The organism is Actinomadura formosensis, from assembly GCF_050948385.1.
In the GTDB taxonomy this organism is placed as follows: domain Bacteria; phylum Actinomycetota; class Actinomycetes; order Streptosporangiales; family Streptosporangiaceae; genus Spirillospora; species Spirillospora formosensis.
The window spans coordinates 5,425,659-5,443,541 of record NZ_CP192011.1; the positions used below are offsets into that span (position 1 = coordinate 5,425,659).

11 protein-coding genes are annotated in these 17,883 nt (G+C 74.9%); all 11 read right to left on the reverse strand.

Annotated elements, in window-relative coordinates:
- From ACQP1N_RS25495 to ACQP1N_RS25545, 11 genes are read right to left on the reverse strand one after another with little or no spacing between them, the layout of a single operon-like run.
- The gene (locus ACQP1N_RS25495) at positions 1-2,163 is read right to left on the reverse strand and encodes a hypothetical protein (RefSeq protein WP_433227101.1); all 2,163 of its coding nucleotides are present in this window, start codon (positions 2,161-2,163) and stop codon (positions 1-3) included.
- A complete protein-coding gene (locus tag ACQP1N_RS25500) occupies positions 2,160-2,939 on the reverse strand; it encodes a hypothetical protein (protein WP_433227103.1) in 780 nt (259 codons plus the stop codon). Before ACQP1N_RS25500 ends, ACQP1N_RS25495 begins: the two co-directional genes overlap by 4 nt.
- On the reverse strand, positions 2,936-5,182 hold the full coding sequence (locus ACQP1N_RS25505; protein ID WP_433227105.1) for a hypothetical protein: 2,247 nt from the start codon (positions 5,180-5,182) through the stop codon (positions 2,936-2,938). The genes ACQP1N_RS25500 and ACQP1N_RS25505 overlap by 4 nt, the downstream gene beginning before the upstream one ends.
- Positions 5,179-6,066: a hypothetical protein gene (locus ACQP1N_RS25510; RefSeq protein ID WP_433227107.1), complete on the reverse strand. Its 888-nt coding sequence runs from the start codon at positions 6,064-6,066 to the stop codon at positions 5,179-5,181. The genes ACQP1N_RS25505 and ACQP1N_RS25510 overlap by 4 nt, the downstream gene beginning before the upstream one ends.
- The gene (locus tag ACQP1N_RS25515; protein ID WP_433227109.1) at positions 6,063-6,929 is read right to left on the reverse strand and encodes a hypothetical protein; all 867 of its coding nucleotides are present in this window, start codon (positions 6,927-6,929) and stop codon (positions 6,063-6,065) included. The genes ACQP1N_RS25510 and ACQP1N_RS25515 overlap by 4 nt, the downstream gene beginning before the upstream one ends.
- Positions 6,926-7,777, reverse strand: a complete 852-nt coding sequence (locus ACQP1N_RS25520) for a hypothetical protein (RefSeq protein WP_433227116.1) — start codon at positions 7,775-7,777, stop codon at positions 6,926-6,928. Before ACQP1N_RS25520 ends, ACQP1N_RS25515 begins: the two co-directional genes overlap by 4 nt.
- Positions 7,778-7,782: 5 nt before the next feature.
- A complete protein-coding gene (locus ACQP1N_RS25525) occupies positions 7,783-9,534 on the reverse strand; it encodes a hypothetical protein (RefSeq protein ID WP_433227118.1) in 1,752 nt (583 codons plus the stop codon).
- 1 nt (position 9,535) lies between these two features.
- Complete coding sequence (locus tag ACQP1N_RS25530) at positions 9,536-11,509, reverse strand: hypothetical protein (protein WP_433227121.1); 1,974 nt, start codon at positions 11,507-11,509, stop codon at positions 9,536-9,538.
- A gap of 3 nt (positions 11,510-11,512) precedes the next feature.
- Positions 11,513-12,571, reverse strand: a complete 1,059-nt coding sequence (locus tag ACQP1N_RS25535; protein ID WP_433227123.1) for a hypothetical protein — start codon at positions 12,569-12,571, stop codon at positions 11,513-11,515.
- Positions 12,568-14,721: a hypothetical protein gene (locus ACQP1N_RS25540; RefSeq protein WP_433227125.1), complete on the reverse strand. Its 2,154-nt coding sequence runs from the start codon at positions 14,719-14,721 to the stop codon at positions 12,568-12,570. The genes ACQP1N_RS25535 and ACQP1N_RS25540 overlap by 4 nt, the downstream gene beginning before the upstream one ends.
- A complete protein-coding gene (locus ACQP1N_RS25545) occupies positions 14,718-17,864 on the reverse strand; it encodes a tubulin-like doman-containing protein (RefSeq protein ID WP_433227127.1) in 3,147 nt (1,048 codons plus the stop codon). Before ACQP1N_RS25545 ends, ACQP1N_RS25540 begins: the two co-directional genes overlap by 4 nt.
- Positions 17,865-17,883: the final 19 nt, after the last annotated feature.

Consider the following 17,883-nt stretch of genomic DNA (forward strand, 5'->3'; position numbering starts at 1 on the left):
TCACCTTCCGTTGAGGGCGGTCAGTACGTCGGCGGAGCTTCTCCGGGTGTGCTCGTCCTCGGCCCAGCCGCGGGCCGCGTAGCGCAGGCGTCCGGCGATCAGGGAGTCGCTCGCGACGGTCCAGGCGAGGCGCGCCAGCGAACGCCGCACGAGCGGTGTCCCGTCGGCGGTGCGGGCCCACTCGGCCAGCACGTCCCAGGCGGGGTCCTGGACGGCCGTGTCCTGGAGCACGTCCCGCCAGAGCGCGGCGATGTCCCGCATCCGGTCGGTGTCCATCGCGGCGATGTGCAGCAGGCCCGGCCAGTCGAAGCCGTCGCCCGGCAGCCGCCGGACGAGCTGCGCGGCGGCCAGGAGGAACGCGAGCCGCGCGGTGGTCGCGCGGACCTCCTCGCTCCCGGCGGCCCAGGCCAGCAGCCGCTCCGGGATCCGCGCGCCGTCCCACTCGGTCTCCCACAGCTCGGTGACGGACTCGCAGACGGCGGCGGTGACGCCGATGGCGTCGTCGGAGGCGTGCTCCTCCAGCCGGTCCAGCGCGGCGGACGCCCCGCCGGCCTCGTGGGCCACCCGCCAGGCGCGGGCCGCGGTGGCGCGCAGCTGGACCGGTTCGCCGGGCCCGCTCCAGCCGCGCAGCAGGTCCTCGATGGGTTCCCGCAGGGCCGGCCGCTGCGTCACGGTGGCGTGCAGGGCGGCGGCGGCGACCGTCCGGTACCGGGGGTCCCGGGACCGCGCCATCGGCTCGATCACGAGGGCGCGGACCAGGTCGAAGCCGCGGGCGGCGAGGAACCCGGTGGCGACGGCGGTCCGGGTCCGGACGCTCTCCAGCGGATGCTCGGCGCACCAGCGCAGCCAGTCCAGCAGGTGGGGACGCTGCTCGTCGAACTCGGCCCAGAAGTACCCGAGCACCTTGCCCTGCGCGTAGGGGTCCAGGTAGCGGATCACCTCCGTGGGTGCGGTCGCCCCGTACCTGAGCCGGACCGTGGAGGGGACGGTGCGCGCGCCCAGCCTGCTCAGCCAGGTGCGCTTGGTCGGCTTCAGCGGCTCGTCGAGCCCGCGCAGCGAGTCGGCGTGCGGGTTGTCGGTCTCCAGGTCGTTCTTCAGCCGCATGGCGGCGAGCGCCACCGTCTCGTACGGCTCCCCGTTCAGCACCGCGGTGGACACCGCCATGCACTGCAGGGAGAGGCTGTCCAGGCTTTCGAACCACTCGGTGCGCTGCTCGTCGTCGCGCAGCCGCAGCGCCTGCTCGGCGGTGCGGGCGAGCGGAAGCGACTGCCGATGCGCGCCGAGCAGTTCCCGTACGACCGTCCGCGCGTGGCGGGGCGGGCCGTCCTCAGCGAGCTGCGCGTCGATGAGCTCCGGCACGCCGGGCTCGGCGAGGAGCACGCCGGCCCGCTCCTCGCCGAGCTCCAGCGCCAGCAGCCTCCGCGCGATCTCCCTGCGGTCGCCGACCCGGCCGAGCCGCAGCACGCACTCCGCCGTGCGGGGGCCGGTGAGCGTCCACGCCGGGTCCACCGTGATCACCAGCCGGGCGCCGGCCTCCTCCAGCAGCCCGCTGACCTTGTCGAGGCCGAACTCGGTGATCGCGTCGGGCCGCGCCGGGTCCCGGTACACGTATCCCGCGCCCTCGGTGAGGTCATCGCTCGTCAGCTCGTCCAGCCCGATCTCGGGGTCCACGCCGAACAGCGCCCGCTCGGGCGCGTCCCCGGTGAGGAGCCACAGCAGGCGCCGCGCCGCCGCGAACCGGCCGGAGTGCCGGCCGGCCTGGAGGATCACCACCCGGCGGTCCCCGGCGCGGCGGCACAGGTCGGCGAAGTCCACGGGCTCGACGAAGGCCCGCTCGGCCTCCGCGATGTCGTGCGGCCGGAGCCTGACGACCCGGCTGCGCCGCCCGCCCGCCGGGGCGAAGTTGTAGATGTGCTGGTCGCGGCCGACGAAGCGCTCGGCCCGCACGTATCCCGACAGCGCGTCCCGCTCGGTGCCGATCCGGTCCTGGATCGTGCCGCGCCGGCCCTGCTCGGTGAGGACGTCGGTGCGGGACGGCGGCTTGTCCTCCGCGGCCTTCTCCTCCCGGTCGCCGCGGGCCTCCGGACGCTCGGGGGCGTCGTCCGCGCCGCCGTCGCTGTCCCTGGCGGGCGCCCTCTCGCCGGCTCTGTCCGGTTCGCTCACGACCGGCCTCCGAAGTTGTAGTTGACCTGGTCGCGGCCGACGTAGGTGCGGGCGTTGATCGTCGTCGCGTGGACCGAGCCGGACGGCGCGCCCTCGGACGGCGGGGTCCCGGACGGCGCGCCCTCGGACGGCGGAGGCTCGGACGGCGGGGCGGTGGGCGGGCCGGCCGGTGGCCGCCCGGCCAGGCCGTCGGGGAAGTCGAGGGTGTGCGGGTCGGGGCCGCCGGGGAACCAGACCCAGCCGTCCCCCTCCTCGGCCGGGCCGGGCACCCGCACCCGGCGCAGGGCCGCCGGGTCCAGCGATGTCATGCCCGCCTCGACCGACCCGCGGAAGACGAACGCGGACACGATCACGCCGAGATCGGTGCCCGCCGCGTCCAGCGCCGCCCGCAGCGGATCGGCGTCGCACAGCCGCCGCACGACGACCGGCGCGGTCCCGCTGTACCCGCCCGCGGCCGGGGCGGCGGGCCCGTGATGGATCGCGAGCCGCATCCGGGTCCGGGCCTGCGCGCTCGCCACCCGGTTCCGGCCGCGCAGCTCGGCGTTCAGCTCGCGGACGAACCGGCCCACGAGCACCTCGGCCCGGACGTCGTGCGGAAGCACCATGAGCCTCCCGTCGCCGCCGCTCTGCTCCTCCCATCCCGCGGCGTCCAGCCCGGCGTTCCCGGCCGCGTCCCGCAGGCACTCGACCAGGTTCGCCTGCAGCACCGCCTGCACGTTCTGCGGCCTGGACCCGTATCCCTGGAGGTCCACGGCCATGACCGTCCGGTAGCTCATGTGCCGTCCTTGGGGTCGGGGGCGACGACGGCGCTGTAGACGGTCGCGCCGAGGCCGCCGAGATACTGGTTGAGCAGGGAGCGGTTGACGCCCAGCACCCGCATGACGAGGTCCCGCTCGTCCTGGTACTCGCCGGGGAACATGCTGATCACCTCGCGGAGGGTGTGGTCGAAGTCCCGGTGCAGAACTTTCAGCTCACCGCGCAGGTCGCGCATCGTCCTGCCCTCGTCGGCGAGCAGGTCGCGGACCCGGGCGGCGAACTCCCCCACCGCGCCCTCAAGGAGCGCCAGGGCGCCGAGGGCCTTGAGGACCGACAGGGAGCCGAGGTCGCCCAGCGCCACGTACCGCTCGCCCGACGCGGCCGCCCGCGGCAGCGCGACGCCCTTGCCCTCGACCTGGAAATAGTCGCGCCAGAACCGCCGGGTCGTGGCGTCGGCGGCCGCGATGCCCTCCAGCGCCCGCCGGCAGAGCAGGTCCGCCCGCTGGAAGCGCCACCGCCGGTCCGGGTCCGTCCACACCACCGGCTCCGGCGCGGCGGCGGCCGCGCCCGGCAGCGTCCCCAGCTCGCGGAGTTCCCGCAGTTCCCGGCGCATCTCGGCGACCAGCTCGTACAGCCCCGCATCATCGCCCGCCGCGACACAGGAACGCAGTGTGGCGGCGAGATCGTCGCGGAACGTGTCGCCGTCCCAGTGCAGGACACGCGTGAACACGTCCTCGACATGGCGGGTGAAGGTGGCGGCCAGCTGTCCCGCCATCACCAGCACGACGTTGCGCGGATGCGCCCGGCTGTTCCCCACCAGCGTGGTCGCCCGGTTGCGCAGCGCGGTCAGCTCCTTCTTCTCCAGCACCGGGCCGCTCACCACGATGGCGCACTCGCCGTCGCCCCGCCGGGACCCCACCCGCAGGTCCGGCTCCCACCGGGACCGGCTGGACGGGGGGAAACGCCGCACGTGGTAGCCGAGTTCGACGCACAGCCCGGCCAGCTTGCCGCGGACGTGGTCGGGGTTGTCGGGCGCGCAGAGGGAACGGCTCGCCTCCCGGACCTGGCGGGGGCCGATGAGCCGCGTCCCGGAGGTCAGCTCGTAGGTGTGGTGGCATAGGGTGAGGGTCCGGCGCGGATGCCCCTCGGTGATCCGCCACAGCTCCTCCACGGCTTCGGGGCCGAAGGGGTACAGGTCGGCGTCCTCGGCGCCGTCCGGGTGCAGCGCGGCGCGAATGTACTCCTTGATCTGCGGCTCGGTGAGCCCGGACGGGACGATCTTGGTCTTCACCCGCTCGTGGACGCTCTGCGGCAGCGCCTCCCAGAAGTCGAGCAGCCCGCACACCGCGAGCAGCGCCCCCGTCTCGCCCGCCCAGCCGACCAGTTCCATCAGCGTCGCCGCGACCTCCGCGGGCCCGTCGCCACCGCGCGAACCGATCTGGTGCAGCTCGTCCAGTACGAGGGCCATCCGGCCCCCGTTCCAGCCGCACAGCCGGGCCAGCGTCCGCAGCACCCGCAGCGCCCGCGCGTCGCTGTCGACGGGCGGGGAGTGGACGCCGCGGTCGGCGAGCAGCCGCGCGTCCTCCGCCGAGCGCGACGCGGCGCCGCGAAGCCACTGCCAGGCCGCCGTCCCGGCCGTTCGGTGCCAGACCAGGCTGACGACGGTGGCCAGTTCCTCGTCGCCCTCAGCGATCTCCGTCAGCCGCTCGTGCAGCCGCCACATCTCGTCGACCGGCAATTCGTCGGACGCGGCGGGCGGCGGCGCGTCCGGCTCCGCCCCGGCGGCGTGCCGCAGCCCCGCGTACACGTCCTCGACCATCCGCTCGACGGTGCTGAACAGCAGCACCCCGGCCGCGGTGTCGAGCGGCCGGATCCGGCCGTCGACGCCCGATCCCGGCGGGGCGAGGAGCCGCCGGTGGATCGACAGGACGGTGTCCCTCGGCTGCCCGGACGCCACGAGCACGACGGGCCGGGTGCCGGCGATGCGGACCAGCTCGTCCATCAGCGTCCACGCGAGATGGCTCTTGCCGGTGCCGTACTCACCGAGGATCGCGGCCACCCGCCCGGAGTTGCCCGGGTCGCCGCCGTCGTCGGCCCGGGAGGTGAGGAAGTCCAGGGCGAGCCGCCGGACGGCGCGGACGGCGCCGGTCTCCACCTGCACGGTGACGCCGGTGCCGCCGAGCCTGATCTCCGGCACCTTCGGGAACGGGTTGCGCGGCCGGGCGCCTGCCACGGGCCGGGCCGTGGCGCGCGTCTCGTTCATGGTGCACCGATCCTGACCGCCGCGGCGAGGTAGTGGTGGATCGCGACCTTGGTCGCATCCGACTCGATCGCGGCCTCGAACGCCTGCCGGCAAAGGACGTGGAACCAGGTCAGGTTGTTCGGGCTGAGGCTGGCGCGGTGCCGTGCCAGCGACCGGAGCAGCACCGCCGGGTCCAGGTCGAACAGTTCGTTGAGCGCGTCCGTCCCGCCGACGCGCGCCCACAGGAACTCCATCAGCTCCCGGTCGCTGAACGGTTCCAGGGTGATGCACGTGACGAGCCCCTCGTCCGCGCTGCGCGCGATGCCCTCCCGCACCTGCCCCCAGTCCCGCTCCAGCCAGAAGGGGAACTCGAACAGGTACACGCCGGCGTTCGCGGTGGCCGCGGCCCGCGCGTACTCCAGGACCCGGGCGGCGATCGTGGGCGGACGCAGGCTCGGGTCCGGGCGGGGCAGCCGGACAACGAGGCGCCGCCCGCCGAGCGCGCGGCCGAACTCGTGGTGGCCCTCGACCGGCTCCGCCGCCCGCACCTCCCGCAGCGCCGCCCGCACCTCGTCCGGCAGCGAACGGATGTCGCGCATCCGTGCGAGGCATTCCACCGGGCCGCCGATGTCGTCGACGGCCCGGCCGGAAAGATCGACCAGCACGTACCCTGCCGCCGCGTAGCGGTGCAGGCAGCGGTGGGCCAGGACGGACTTGCCGAGATGCGGGCGTCCCCCGATGAGCACGACGCCGCCACCCGCGACGTCCGGCGGGTTCGGACGGCCCGTGAACGGGATGTACCCGTCCTGCCGTTCGGGCCCCGGGCAGGCCGGGTCGTGCGTGCCGAGGTCGGGCGGCCGCACCGGGAACGGGTTATCGGCCAAGGGGGCGGCGCCGGCGTTCATGCCGCCTCACCCCCGATCCGGATGACCTCCGGCATCAGATGGTTCAGGGTGACCTTCGGGCTCGGCTCGGCTATGGCGTTGTTGAAGATCCGGCGCATGAGCCCGTGCACGCTCTGCGGGTGCAGCGAGCACTGGCCGAAAATGTACTTCAGCCATTCGGCGACATCGGTGTCCAACGTGATCTGCTTGTGCGGGGAGCTGTCCATGACGCCCTTCACATACGTCCACAATTCGTTCGGCGTGACCGGATCCACGACGCAGCTGCGCACCTTGACGTCACGGCTCAGCTCGATCTCCTTGCGGAGCTTCTCCCAGTCGCCGGGCCAGGCCCTCGCGTTGTACTCGTAGATGAAGACGCTTTTGCTCCGCTGCGCGGCCATTCCGTACTGGAGGATCTCCCAGCCGATCCGGGCCTCGACGTCGGAGGTGTCCTGCATGATGCAGGGCAACCGCACGACCAGTTCCCCGCCCGCGCCGCACATGACGTTGCGCAGCTTGGCCGCCCAGCCGGCGTCGTCGACCTGCGCGTTGGCCATGTCCTCCTCGTCCAGGGGGCCGTTCTTGCTGCGCAACTTGAGCAGTACCTGCCGCCGCCGTGCCAGGCACTGCTGGAAGGGCCCCTCGCCCAGCAGGTCGAACGGTTTCATTCCTTGGGCGCCGTATTCGTGGAGCAGCCGATGGCCGTAGACGGACTTTCCATGGCCGGACGAGCCCGCGAGGAGCAGGACGCTTCCCCGGACCTGCTCAAGCGGGGGCGGTTCCGGCGCGTTGTCGAACAGGAGGAAGTCGTGCGCCGAGTAGGGGCAGCTTTCGCTGTTCCAGCAGGGCTCCATCCCGTCGAAGCCGCCGGCGAACGGGTTCATGGCCGGCCCCCCGCGCTCTGCTCCGCCGGCTCGGTGTCCGCTCCGGCCGGCGCGTCGCCGGGGACAGGTTCGCCGCGGACCGCCCTGCCCAGCCCGGTCTCCAGCAGGCGGAGCCGCTTCTCGGCCGCCTCCCGGCGGAACTCGTCCCGGATCAGCGTCTCGTGCGCCTGGCTGAGCAGCGCACCGAGGCGGTGCCGTTCGGCGCCCGGCAGCCCGGCCCGCAGGATCGCCGTGCCGAGGTCGACCCGGCGGCCCTCCAGCCCCGCCTCGTCCGACGGCTTCTCACGCGCGCGGGCCAGCCGGACCGCCTGCGCCGCCTTGAGGTATTCGGCGGCGGCCGTGACGAGCTGGTCGGTGAGGGTCTGGCGGCGCGCGGTCCGGGCGGCCGACCAGGTGGTGGCGAAGGTGAGGGCGGAGCCGAGGAGGAGGGTGACCACCGGGTTGGTCAGGATCCGCCGCCACAGCGGCGGTTTCGGCGCCGGGTCCTGGAGCGTCTTGGCGGCGGTCAGCGCGGCCAGCGGCTTGCACGCACGGGTGAACGCCCCGGGGGATTGCTCGCTCCACCTGTCGAGCGTGGTCACCGCCTTCACCCGGCCGTCGCGCACCGGGCGGAACGCCGTGTCGGTGCTGCCGGGCGCCGCCTCGCCGAGCCGGATCGCCGTCTTCACCAGCGCCGGGCGCTGCCTGTCGGACAGGCAGTGGACCAGCCGCGCGTTCGCGCGGACCGCGTCGGCCGGGTCGCCGCCGCCGGTCTCCCCGAGCACGACGGCGGAGCCGAGCAGGCCGGCCAGTCCGGCCACCGCGAGCGGGACGCGAAGAACGCGGAGTTTCTGGAACCTTCCGGGCATCGGCGTCAGACCATGAGCAGCAGCAGGACCGCGAGCAGCACCGGCGACAGCCAGGTCAGCGCGCCGGCCACGTCGGCGGGCAGTATCCGGCCGGGCAGCCGCAGCACGGCCTGCACGGGCGCCTCGCGCCGGGGCGGCGCGTGCGCGTCGCCATCGAAGGAGTCGGGCGGGCTCTGCCCCACGGTGTACTCGATGCAGTGCTCCGCCAGCCAGTCGGCGCGGTCCGGCTCCAGCCGCGCCGCGAGCAGGCCCAGCGCGTCCGCGATCACCGGCGGCAGCCCTCCGTTCAGGTGCCACCGCCTCAGCTGGTCCTCAAGCTCCCGGTCGCCGGTTCCCGCGGCGAACAGCGGGCGCATCAGGTCGGCCATCCGGTGCGGCCCGCCGGCCATGCCGTCCAGCCGGTCGGCGAACCAGCCGGCCTCGCCCATGGTCCGCAGGACGGAGGAGAAGCCCTTGGCGTCGAGCACTCCGCCCCGCTCGGTGCGCGCGGCGATCCAGTCCATGATCCGCAGCGCGCCGGGACCGTCCTGGGTCTCCTTCAGCATCTGGTAGAGGCGCGCGAGGTACGGGTCACCGCGCGGTGGCGCGGGCGGCTCCTGGACGGACGAGACCCAGGCCGCGGCCGTCTGCCCTGCCGTGTCCTGCCCTGCCGTGTCCTGCCCTGCCGTGTCCTGCCGTGCCCACGCCCGCTGTGCCGGGGGCTGCCGGGTCAGGGGCCGCTGCGGGGGTGTCCGGTGCACCGGGGCCGGATCGGAGTCGATGGCCTTGGTGATCGCGCTGCTGCACGCGACGGCCTCGATCTTCTCCTGGAGGGTCCGGCAGCCGCCGACCGCCTGCGAGATGAGCTTCTGGCAGCTGTCGCCGTACGCCCGGTAGGCGTCCGCGAGCAGACCCGCGGCGGTGGACAGGTGGTCTCCCCGCCCGACGATGGGATCGTCGGGACGGACCTCGCGGGGCGCGTCGTTGAGCGGCGGCCGGTCCAGACCCCGTTCACGGCACGCGAGCGCGAGTTCCTGCCGCCCGTCCCCACCGCTCAGCGGCGCCTCACAGGTGGAGAACGTGGCCCGCCACCCGTCGGTGGCGGAGCCGGTCGCATCGGTGAGCATCATCTTCAGGACGCGCCGCGCCGCCCACAGCAGCGCGAGCGCCCGGCTCTCCCGGAGGGGGCTGCGGATATCGTCCTCTGGCAGCACCAGTGTCACGGGCCGGGCCGGGTCGGCGAGCACCGCCGCGACCAGCGGCGCGAGACCGCGCACGGTGCGCGCCCGCTCGCGCATCTCCTCCTCCCCGGACGCCGACCTGTCCCGCAGGAACGAAAAGCTCAGCGGATCCATCGGCGCGCCGTACCCGACCTGCCCGAGGGGTTCGGGGAACACCTGGCGGGGGTCGGTCGCCGCGATCCCCATCGCGACCTCGGCGGTCAGCAGGCTGCCCGGGCCGACCAGGGCGCGCGCCACCACATCCAGCCGGCCGGCGCCGGCGCCGCGCGCCGGGCCGCGGTCGGACTCGACGCGCAGCGCGTGCGGATCGACGGAGCGCAGGATCAGCGCCGCCCGGTCCCCGAACGTGAGGTACACGGCACTGGACGGCGCCTCCGCGGCGGCGGCCCCGCCCCGCCCCGAGACCCCCGCGTACGGCTTCAGCAGGCCGTTCCACCCCCGGAAGTCCTCGTTGGAGCGGAACGAGGAGGCGATCCCGGTGAGGTCGTAGTCGTGGTCCCAGCGGAACTCGATCTGCTCGATGAATTCCTCGGTCATCTCAGATTCCTATGTTCTGGGCTTCGGCGGTGGTCAGCAGGCCGGTCATCGCCATCAGCGCGACGAGCGGACGCAGCACGCGCAGCGGCCGGACGCCGCGTTCGATCGCGTCGGTCCCGGTCGCCGACACGACGTGCAGGGTGGCCCGCTCGCATTCCTGGTAGGGGCGCGTCCACGCCTCCGCGTCCCGCTGGTGCAGGTAGCCGAACACGTCGGCGCTCTCCTCCAGCACCTCTGCGGAGTCGAGGACGGCCGCGTCGCGGCTCAGCCAGTGCGCGATCGGATCGTCGAACCGGAACAGGTCGGCCTTGTTCAGCGCGATCGCGGCGCTCACCTTCGGCAGCCGGCCCGACGCCCGCAGCAGGCTGAGCACCGTGTTGAACGCCGGGTCGCCGAGGCTGCCCGGCGTGAACCGCTTCGGGTCCGCCACGAAGATCAGCCCGTCCGCGATGTCGAGGAAGCGCTTGGCGTCGCCCACGTTGCTCAGCTCGCCGCCCGCCACGTCGAACAGCGCCACCGCGCGGGGCCGGTCGCCGCAGGACATCACGAAGGCGTCCGCGAAGGCGACCTCGCCCTCCCGGGTCGGCGCGAGCCGGGTCGACTCGCTGAACAGCGGGTGGACCATGTCGCGCAGGAACGCCTGGTGCCGGTCCAGGTCGACGGGCTGCGCGGTGATCCCGTAGGCGCCGAGCGCGCCGCGCTCGATCGCCGCGACCATCGCGGCGGCCAGGTGCGTCTTCCCGGACGTGGTGCCGCCGATGAACCCGAAGACCGCCGGGGACCCGTACCGCCCGTAGCCGGCGGGCAGGTAGTGGGTGCCCGTCATGTCGCCCGGATTGGGGCAGCGGACCGCGGCCGTCCGCAGCAGGCGCGCCCGCTGCTCGGCGTTGGCGTCCTTCGGGAGGTTCAGCCTGACGTACTGGGCGAGACTCTGGTCGAAGGTGTAGAGGGGGAGACCGCCCCAGTCGAGCTTGCCCAGGCAGATCGGGCAGGAGACCCGCTCGCCGGTGCCGGTGCCGGTGCCGGTGCCGGTGCCGGAGTCGGGACGCCCGGTGCCCGGTGAGGGGGACGAGGGCGGTGCGGGTGCGGCTTGCGCGGACGGGCGGGGCCGTCCCGGCGCGGAAGGGGGGACGACCGGCCCGGCGACCGTGCTGAGCAGCCGGGCGACACGCGCGGCCATGGTGTCCAGCCCGTTCAGGCCCTCGGTGGAGCGGAGCCTCCGCAGCGCGTCGGTGCCGCCCCGCCCGTACATGCGGGCGAGGAACAGCGCCGCCGTGTGGGTGCGGGGCTCGGGCGCCGGTGCCGGCGCGTCCGGCAGGAACCGCAGGAACAGTCCCGGCGGGCCGGGCACCTCGCGCCGCTCCGCGAACGTCTCGAACCCGGCCGACCATTCGGGCCAGTCCCGCAGCCCCGAGCCGAGCACGGTGCAGATGTCGTCGATCGCCCACAGCAGCGCGAAGGCGTCGCCGGTGGCGGGGGCCTCGATCGTCCCCGGCCCGGTCAGCACGTGGGACAGCAGGGCGGCGAGCGGCTCCTGCAGCGCGTCCGAGCGCGCCTTCTCACCGAGGGGGGACCGGTGCGCCCGCAGCGTGTTGGGGTTGACCATCGGGGCGCGGGTGGGCAGGTCGGGGGGCGCCCACGTCCACTCGCGCAGCTCCAGCGCCAGCCGGGGGGTGAGCACCCCGGCGGGCCCCAGCAGCAGGTGCGCGGCGGCGGTGCGGGCCGCGCCCGGCCGGACCCGCCTGATCAGCACCGCGTCGTCGCCGAACGCGGCGTAGAAGTGGCTGGACCGCGGCCTGCCGCCCGCGCCGGCGCTCAGCCACGGCTTGACCCGCTCGTGCCAGTGGCGCAGCTCGTCGGTGGACGCGGGGTCCAGCGAACTCGCCACCGGCCAGAGACCCACCTCGCTCATGTCGCCGAACCGGCCGGTCTGTCCCCACCGATACAGCGTCTGATGCAGCAGTGACGTGGCCACGGGTCACCGCCCCACGATCAGGTAGACGGCGACGACGGCCAGCGCCGCGACCCCGGCCCACAGCAGCCAGGGGCCGCCGGGCAGCCGGGGGGCCGGGGACTCGGCCGGGCGGGCGGGGGCGGAGGCGGAGGCGGACGGCGTGCGGGCCGCGGGCGCGGAGTCCCGGGCGGTGTGCGGGTGCTTGCGGTGCCGCTGCGCGAAGAACTCGGCGCGGCCCCGGGCGAACGCCGGGTCGGGCGCGAGCGGACGCGGCGGCGGGTCCGCCTCCCCCAGCCTGCGCAGCAGTGCCTGCGCCCCGGGCCGGCGCTCCGGCGGGTCGATGACCCCGGCGAGCAGCGTCTCCAGCTCCGGCCGGCCGGCGAGCCTGGCCCGGTCGTCGAGTTCCTCGCCGGTGAGCACGTAGAAGATCAGCAGCCCGGCCGCCCAGATGTCGTCGTTCGGGCCGATCACGCCGCGGTCCCAGCCGGGCGGCGTCTCGGGCCGCTGCTCGGGCGCCTGCCACGGCAGCGCCCCGGCGACGGTGCGCGGCGCCCCGATCGGCGCGGCCTGCGAGAAGTCGGTGATCTGCACGTCGTCGCCGTCCCACCGGACGGTGCCGGGGCCGATGGCGCGGTGCGCGATCCCGGCCGTGTTCAGCAGCCGCACCGCGCGCAGCAGCCCCACCTGGAAGCGCCGCCGCTGCTCGGTCGGCAGCGTCCCGGCGAAGGATCCGGCCTCCGCGCCGCGCAGCGGCTCCAGCAGCGCGAACGGCTCCGCGGCGTCCGCGTCGTAGCCGACGAGGCGGGACACGCAGCGCGGATAGGGGCGGCCGTCGCACAGGCGGGCCAGCCGCAGCCCGGCGAGGATCTCACCGTCCAGCTGCCGGTACCCCGCGGCCAGCCCGCCCGGCCCGCGGTCGACCGGGTGGACGCGGCGGACCGGGACGACGCGGTCGGGCATCTCCAGCCGGAGCCGGACGGCCTCCAGCGGCGGCCGCAGCGGCGGCTCGGCCTCACCCGTCTCGACGGCCTTCGTCTCGACGAGCGTCCCGTGGACGTCGCGGTAGTTCAGCCGGACGCTCACGCCGTACCTCCCGCCACGCCTGCGCCGTGACCGGGCTCGTCCCCGGCGCCGTCCTCGACCCAGGTCCACTCCACGACATGCGGGCTCAGCGGGACGAGCCGCAGCACCCCGCAGTGCGCCGACGACGACACGAGCACCGTGTCGGGGGGCAGGTCCCGGCCGCCCGCCGCCGACCTCGGCCCGAACCGGACGGTGCGCGGCCCCGGCGAGGTGTCCAGCAGCCCGAGGTCCTCGGGCGCGCACAGCTGCCACATCTCCCCGGCCGGGTCGTAGGACAGCTGCTCGATGAGGAAGGCCAGGTCCTCCCCGTCGACGGAGGCCACCGGCCGGGGGTCGGTGACGAACCGCACCGTCTCCACCGGGAGGCCCTGCTCCACCACGCTCTCCCAGTCGTCGAGGAACCGGCCGGCCTCCCTGCGCGCGTGCCGGTCGGCCGCGTCGCCGGGCGTGCCGCGCGACGCGGGCCGCACCGCCTCCCCGACCAGGTCGCCGAGCCAGAACCGCACGGTCTCGGCGTAGGACTCGAACGACCTGGACGGCTGCCCGAGGTCCTCCTTGTCCAGGTCGGTGGCCCGCTCGTCCAGCTTCTCCCGGACCCCGCCCAGCCCCTGCCGCAGCACGTTCAGCTCGTCCACGACGTCGAGCCGCCGGTTCAGCCGCGCCCAGCCGGTCACCGCGTGGCCGAGGAGCTGCTGCATGTCCTGGAGGGCCTTCTCCGCCTCGTCCAGGCCGTTGCCGTCCGCCCACCGGATGGCGCGTGACCGCCAGGACTGGACGACGGCGGCCAGCGCGCCGGCGACGGCGGCGGCCAGCGCGGCGGACCAGCCCGCGGCCGGCAGCCCGGCGGCACCACCGAGACCGCCGCCGATCGCGCCGGCGAGCGCGCCGAACGCGTTCAGCCCGAGCTCCCGGGAGCAGGCGTCGAGCCGGCCGCCGGGACCGCGGATCACCGTCAGCGCGACCAGCGCCGTCCACAGCAGCGCCATCACCAGCCCGCCCGCGACCCCGAGCGGGGTCAGCCCGGCGAGCGCGGCGCAGGCCGCGCCCGCCACCGCCAGCCACCACCGCGGCGGCGGCATCGGCGCCGGGTTCCCCAGCCGGTCCAGCAGCTCGTCGGGGCAGATCCGGCGCAGGCGCCGCAGGTGCGCGGCGCTGCCCTCCGGCGCCTCCGCCCAGTCCCCCAGGTGGTGATCGATGCGGATCAGCGAGGCGCCCCCGGCGAGGCTTTCGCGCAGCCACGCGTGCAGTTCCGCGCGGAACGGTCCCGCCTCGAACGGCTCCATCGGCGGCGGCTCCACGCCGTGCGCGGCGATCGCGCCCCGGCGCTGCTCAGTGATCCGGTCGTCGCCGGGCACCGCCTGGAACAGCTCGGTGAGCCGGGCCCGCACCCCCGCGAGCCGGTCCCCGGCGGCCCGCACCGGCACATCCGCCGGCACCTCCCGGAGCAGAGCGCGCGCGCTCGGCAGCTCCACGGCCGCCTCCTGGGCGTCCTCCAGCGCGTATTCGGCGTCGTCGAGCGCGCGCCGCAGCACGCCGTCGCCGGTGAGCCGCAGCGGCACCCGTCCTCCGGAACGTTCCTCCTCGCGCGGCACGGGCGGGGGCGAGACCGGGGCCAGCATCCGGCGGATCGCCGACCGCAGCGCCAGCAGGAAGTCCTCCTGCCCGGACCCGCCGGTCCCGGTGAGCCACAGGCCCGGGACGGCGACGCCGAACGGCACCTCGCCGAGCAGCCGGCAGGTGCGTTCGAAGACGCCGGGCAGCCGCAGCAGCTCCGACAGCCGGCCGAGCCCGGTGCCGTCCCGGCCGTCGCGGCGGCGGGCGCGGGCGGCGGCGCGCAGCGGCCAGTCGACCCCGGTCTCCTCGATCACCCACAGGGTGCGCCGCTGGATGTTGCCGGGCAGCCGGAGCACGGCCGGCCCGGCGCCGACGTCGCGCGCCTGCCGGCCCACCACCAGGCACAGCAGTTGCCCCACCTGCCGGGAGGCGTCCAGCGCCTCGAACGCGGCCCGGTGCCGGACGACCGCCGCGGCGGTGTCTTCGACCAGCAGCATGCCGAGGTCCTGGGACGTGCGCAGCAGCTCCGCCACCCGGGCCGCGGCCTGCTCGGCGTCGCAGTCCCTCAGGTCGAGCCGGACGACACGCGGGCTCACCGTTCACCCTCCGGCTCCTGCATGGCGGGCTTCTCCAGGGCGCGCAGGTTGGCCCGGACGGCGGACACCTCGGTGAACTCGGCGTCCAGGGCGGCCGGGTAGGTGCGCGCCCAGAAGTCGCGGAGCTGCATGGCGCGGGCCCGGCTGGAGGAGTGCAGGTCGCTCAGCATCGCCTCGATCCGGCGTATCTGGCCCTCGGCCATGTCGCGCAGCAGCAGGTACAGGTCGCCGGGCCGCTTCGGCAGGCTGCCCACCCCGTACGGCGCCTCCTGCATGAGCTGCGCGCAGAAGTCGCGGCGGATGCCCGCGTTGTCGGCGAACGTCCACAGCTCGTACGCCTGGAGCAGGCTGCCCCACGACGACGCGTGCTCCAGCGGCGTCAGCTCCAGGGTCATCGACACGCCGCCCGACAGCCTGACCGACACGCTGATCGGCGAGGCCGGGTCGCCGTCCACGGTGACCTTGTCGTTCCACATCGCGCACAGCAGCCGGTGCAGGATCTGCACGCGGTGCTCCTCGTGGGTGGCGAGGTAGCCGAAGTCGTAGCCGAGCCGCTGCCGCCACTTCAGGTAGTCCTGCCGCTGCGGGCGCTCCACCGCGTCCGCCCAGGTCCGCAGGACGTCCCGCACCTCGCGGACGTCGGTGATGCCCATCGAGGAGCGGAACAGCACCACCGCGATCGACTCGGCGGTGGTGTGCGTGAAGTCGTAGACGAGGTCGGGCCCGGCCGGGAGGTTGACGGCCTCGCGCAGGTAGGACTCGATGGCCGGATCGTCCGCCCCGGCCGGGTACGACACCAGCACCTTCAGCCGGCCGCTGCCCTGCGGGCTGAAGTTCGCGGGCACCAGCCCGGCGAGCTTGCCGCGGAACTCCTCCAGCTCGGCCTCACTGAGTTCGGCGGAGGTCTGCCCGGCGGCCTGCGCCAGCAGGTCGTGCAGCGTCGGAAGCAGCGGCGCGCGGTCCTGCCCCGCCATCCGGAAGTAGGTCTTGACCTCGGCTTTCACCCGTTCACGCAGCTGCGAGACTGCCGCCTCGGGCTTGCTGTCCCATGCCGTCCGGTAGGCGTCCCGCCAGCCGTCGGCGCCGATCAGCACGGTGAGCAGGTCCGCGCCGGTCGCGCTCGGCTGGAGCTGGCCCTTGCCGACCAGGTCGTCGGTGATGCGGCGGAGCACCCGCGTGTAGAACCGCTCCAGGTCCCCGCCGGGCGGCAGCAGGTACGACACGCCGACCCGGGCCTTGGACAGGTCGGCGGCCCGGTCCCGGAACCGGTCGCGGTCCTGCGCGGCGTGCTCGACCAGCGCCCGCGTCACCCCGCGCAGCGCCGCCTCCACCTGGTCGAGCGGCTTGCGCCAGCGCGGCGCGAGCTGCGACCACGGCTCCGTCCACTGCACGTTGGTCCGCCAGCGGTACCACCCGTCCTGGCGCTCCCGCGCCTCCACCGGATCCGGGTCGGTCCACTTCACCTTCACCATGCCGAGGGAGCGGTCCCGCAGGGTCGGCAGCGACGGCGGGTTCACGCCGAGCCCCTCCGGCGCGGGCGGCTCGACCCGGCGGCGCTGCATCAGGCCCATCGCGCCGCCCCGCTCCGCCTCGTCCGCCGAGTCGGGGTTGCCGAACAGGACCCGCACCAGCCGGAACGGGTCGACCTTGCCGAGCATGCGGGGGACGGCGTCGCGGGGGTCGAACCCGCCGACCTTCTCCGGGATCTCCCGATCGAGCCGGGTGCGCAGCCGCGACAGCGCCACCCGCATCGCCTCCGCCCGGTCGTTGAGCGCCGCGGTGACCTCCTTCGCGCCGTTGACCGGCTCCGGCTCGGCGTGCTCCTGCGCGGGCCGGGTGAAGATCTCGGAGATGTTCGCGACCGCGAAGAACTCCTGGATCAGCGCCCGGTTCGACTCCACCCCGGGCAGCGGGCCGCGCAGGTCCTCCACCCCGGCGCGCAGCAGCCGCCCGGCGACGAGATCGGCCAGCTCGTCCACCGGCACCGTCAGCGACGCCACCAGCGCGGTGGACACCCCGCGGTTGCCGATGCCGTTCTCGGCGGGGATCTGCCGGTCGACGCTGGCGTTGATGAAGCTGTCGGCGAACGACTGGTGCTGCTCGGCGCCCTTCGCGGCCCGCTGGTCCAGCTCGGTGCCGAGCAGCGACAGCATCAGCGACACCACCGAGCGGCGCAGGTCGCCCGGCTCGGCGCCCACCGGCCGGCAGAACAGGAACCCGGTCTGCGCGGTGCCGGGCCGCAGCGTGATCCGCCCGCCCGCCGGGTAGTGCACGGCCACCTCGTCGGGGTCGACGGCGGTGCGGGCGGTGTGCCCGCGCAGCTCCCGCCGCGCGCCGCCGCCGTTCTGCTGGTCAACGAGCCGGAACAGGTCCAGCAGCGCCCGGCCCGCGTTCAGCTGGGCGGGGCGGCCGCCGCCGAGCCCGTCGACGAACGCCGACGGCATCAGCACCAGCGGATAGATCTTGGGCCGCAGGTCCGTCCGCTCGAACAGCTCCCCGATCAGGTGCAGGTAGTCGTAGAAGATGCCGGCGCCGGTGCCGCCCGCCACGGAGAACGCGACGAACACGTCCACCGCGTTCTTGTTGCTCGACCGGCCGCCGATCTTGTAGAGGTCGGTGGCGGCCTGCGGACCCGAGAGCCGGCCGATCGCGGTGTTCAGCTCCGCGGTGGCGGCCTCGGCACCGCCGCGGAACGTCTCGAACAGCGCGGCGCGGCCGATGGTCGGCAGCTGGCCCGCGCCGCGCTGCAGCGGCGTCACCCGCGGCTCACCCGGGTCAGGCGGCAGCCAGGCCGCGACCTCCCGCTCGGCGGTCAGCCGCAGGTTGCGCGCCACCTCCGGATAGGTGTCCACCCGGGGCACCAGGCCCCTGACGTAGTGCGCGGTGCGCTGGACGGCGGGCACGTGCTGCGGGCCCGGCACCACGCCGGTCTGCAGCCGGTCGAGGTCGGCCTGGTTGACGTCGGCGTAGACGAACTGGACGCAGTCGGGCAGCTGGTAGGGCAGGGCGTCCTCGCGGACCCGCTGGATCGCGGTGCCGTCGGGGCCGCAGAACTCCTCGCGGAGCCGGCGCTCCAGCTCCGCCCCGATCAGGCAGCCGGTGCCGCCGAGCCCCACGAACAGGACTGGCTGGTAGAGCTTCATGGGGGTCTTCTTTCTGACC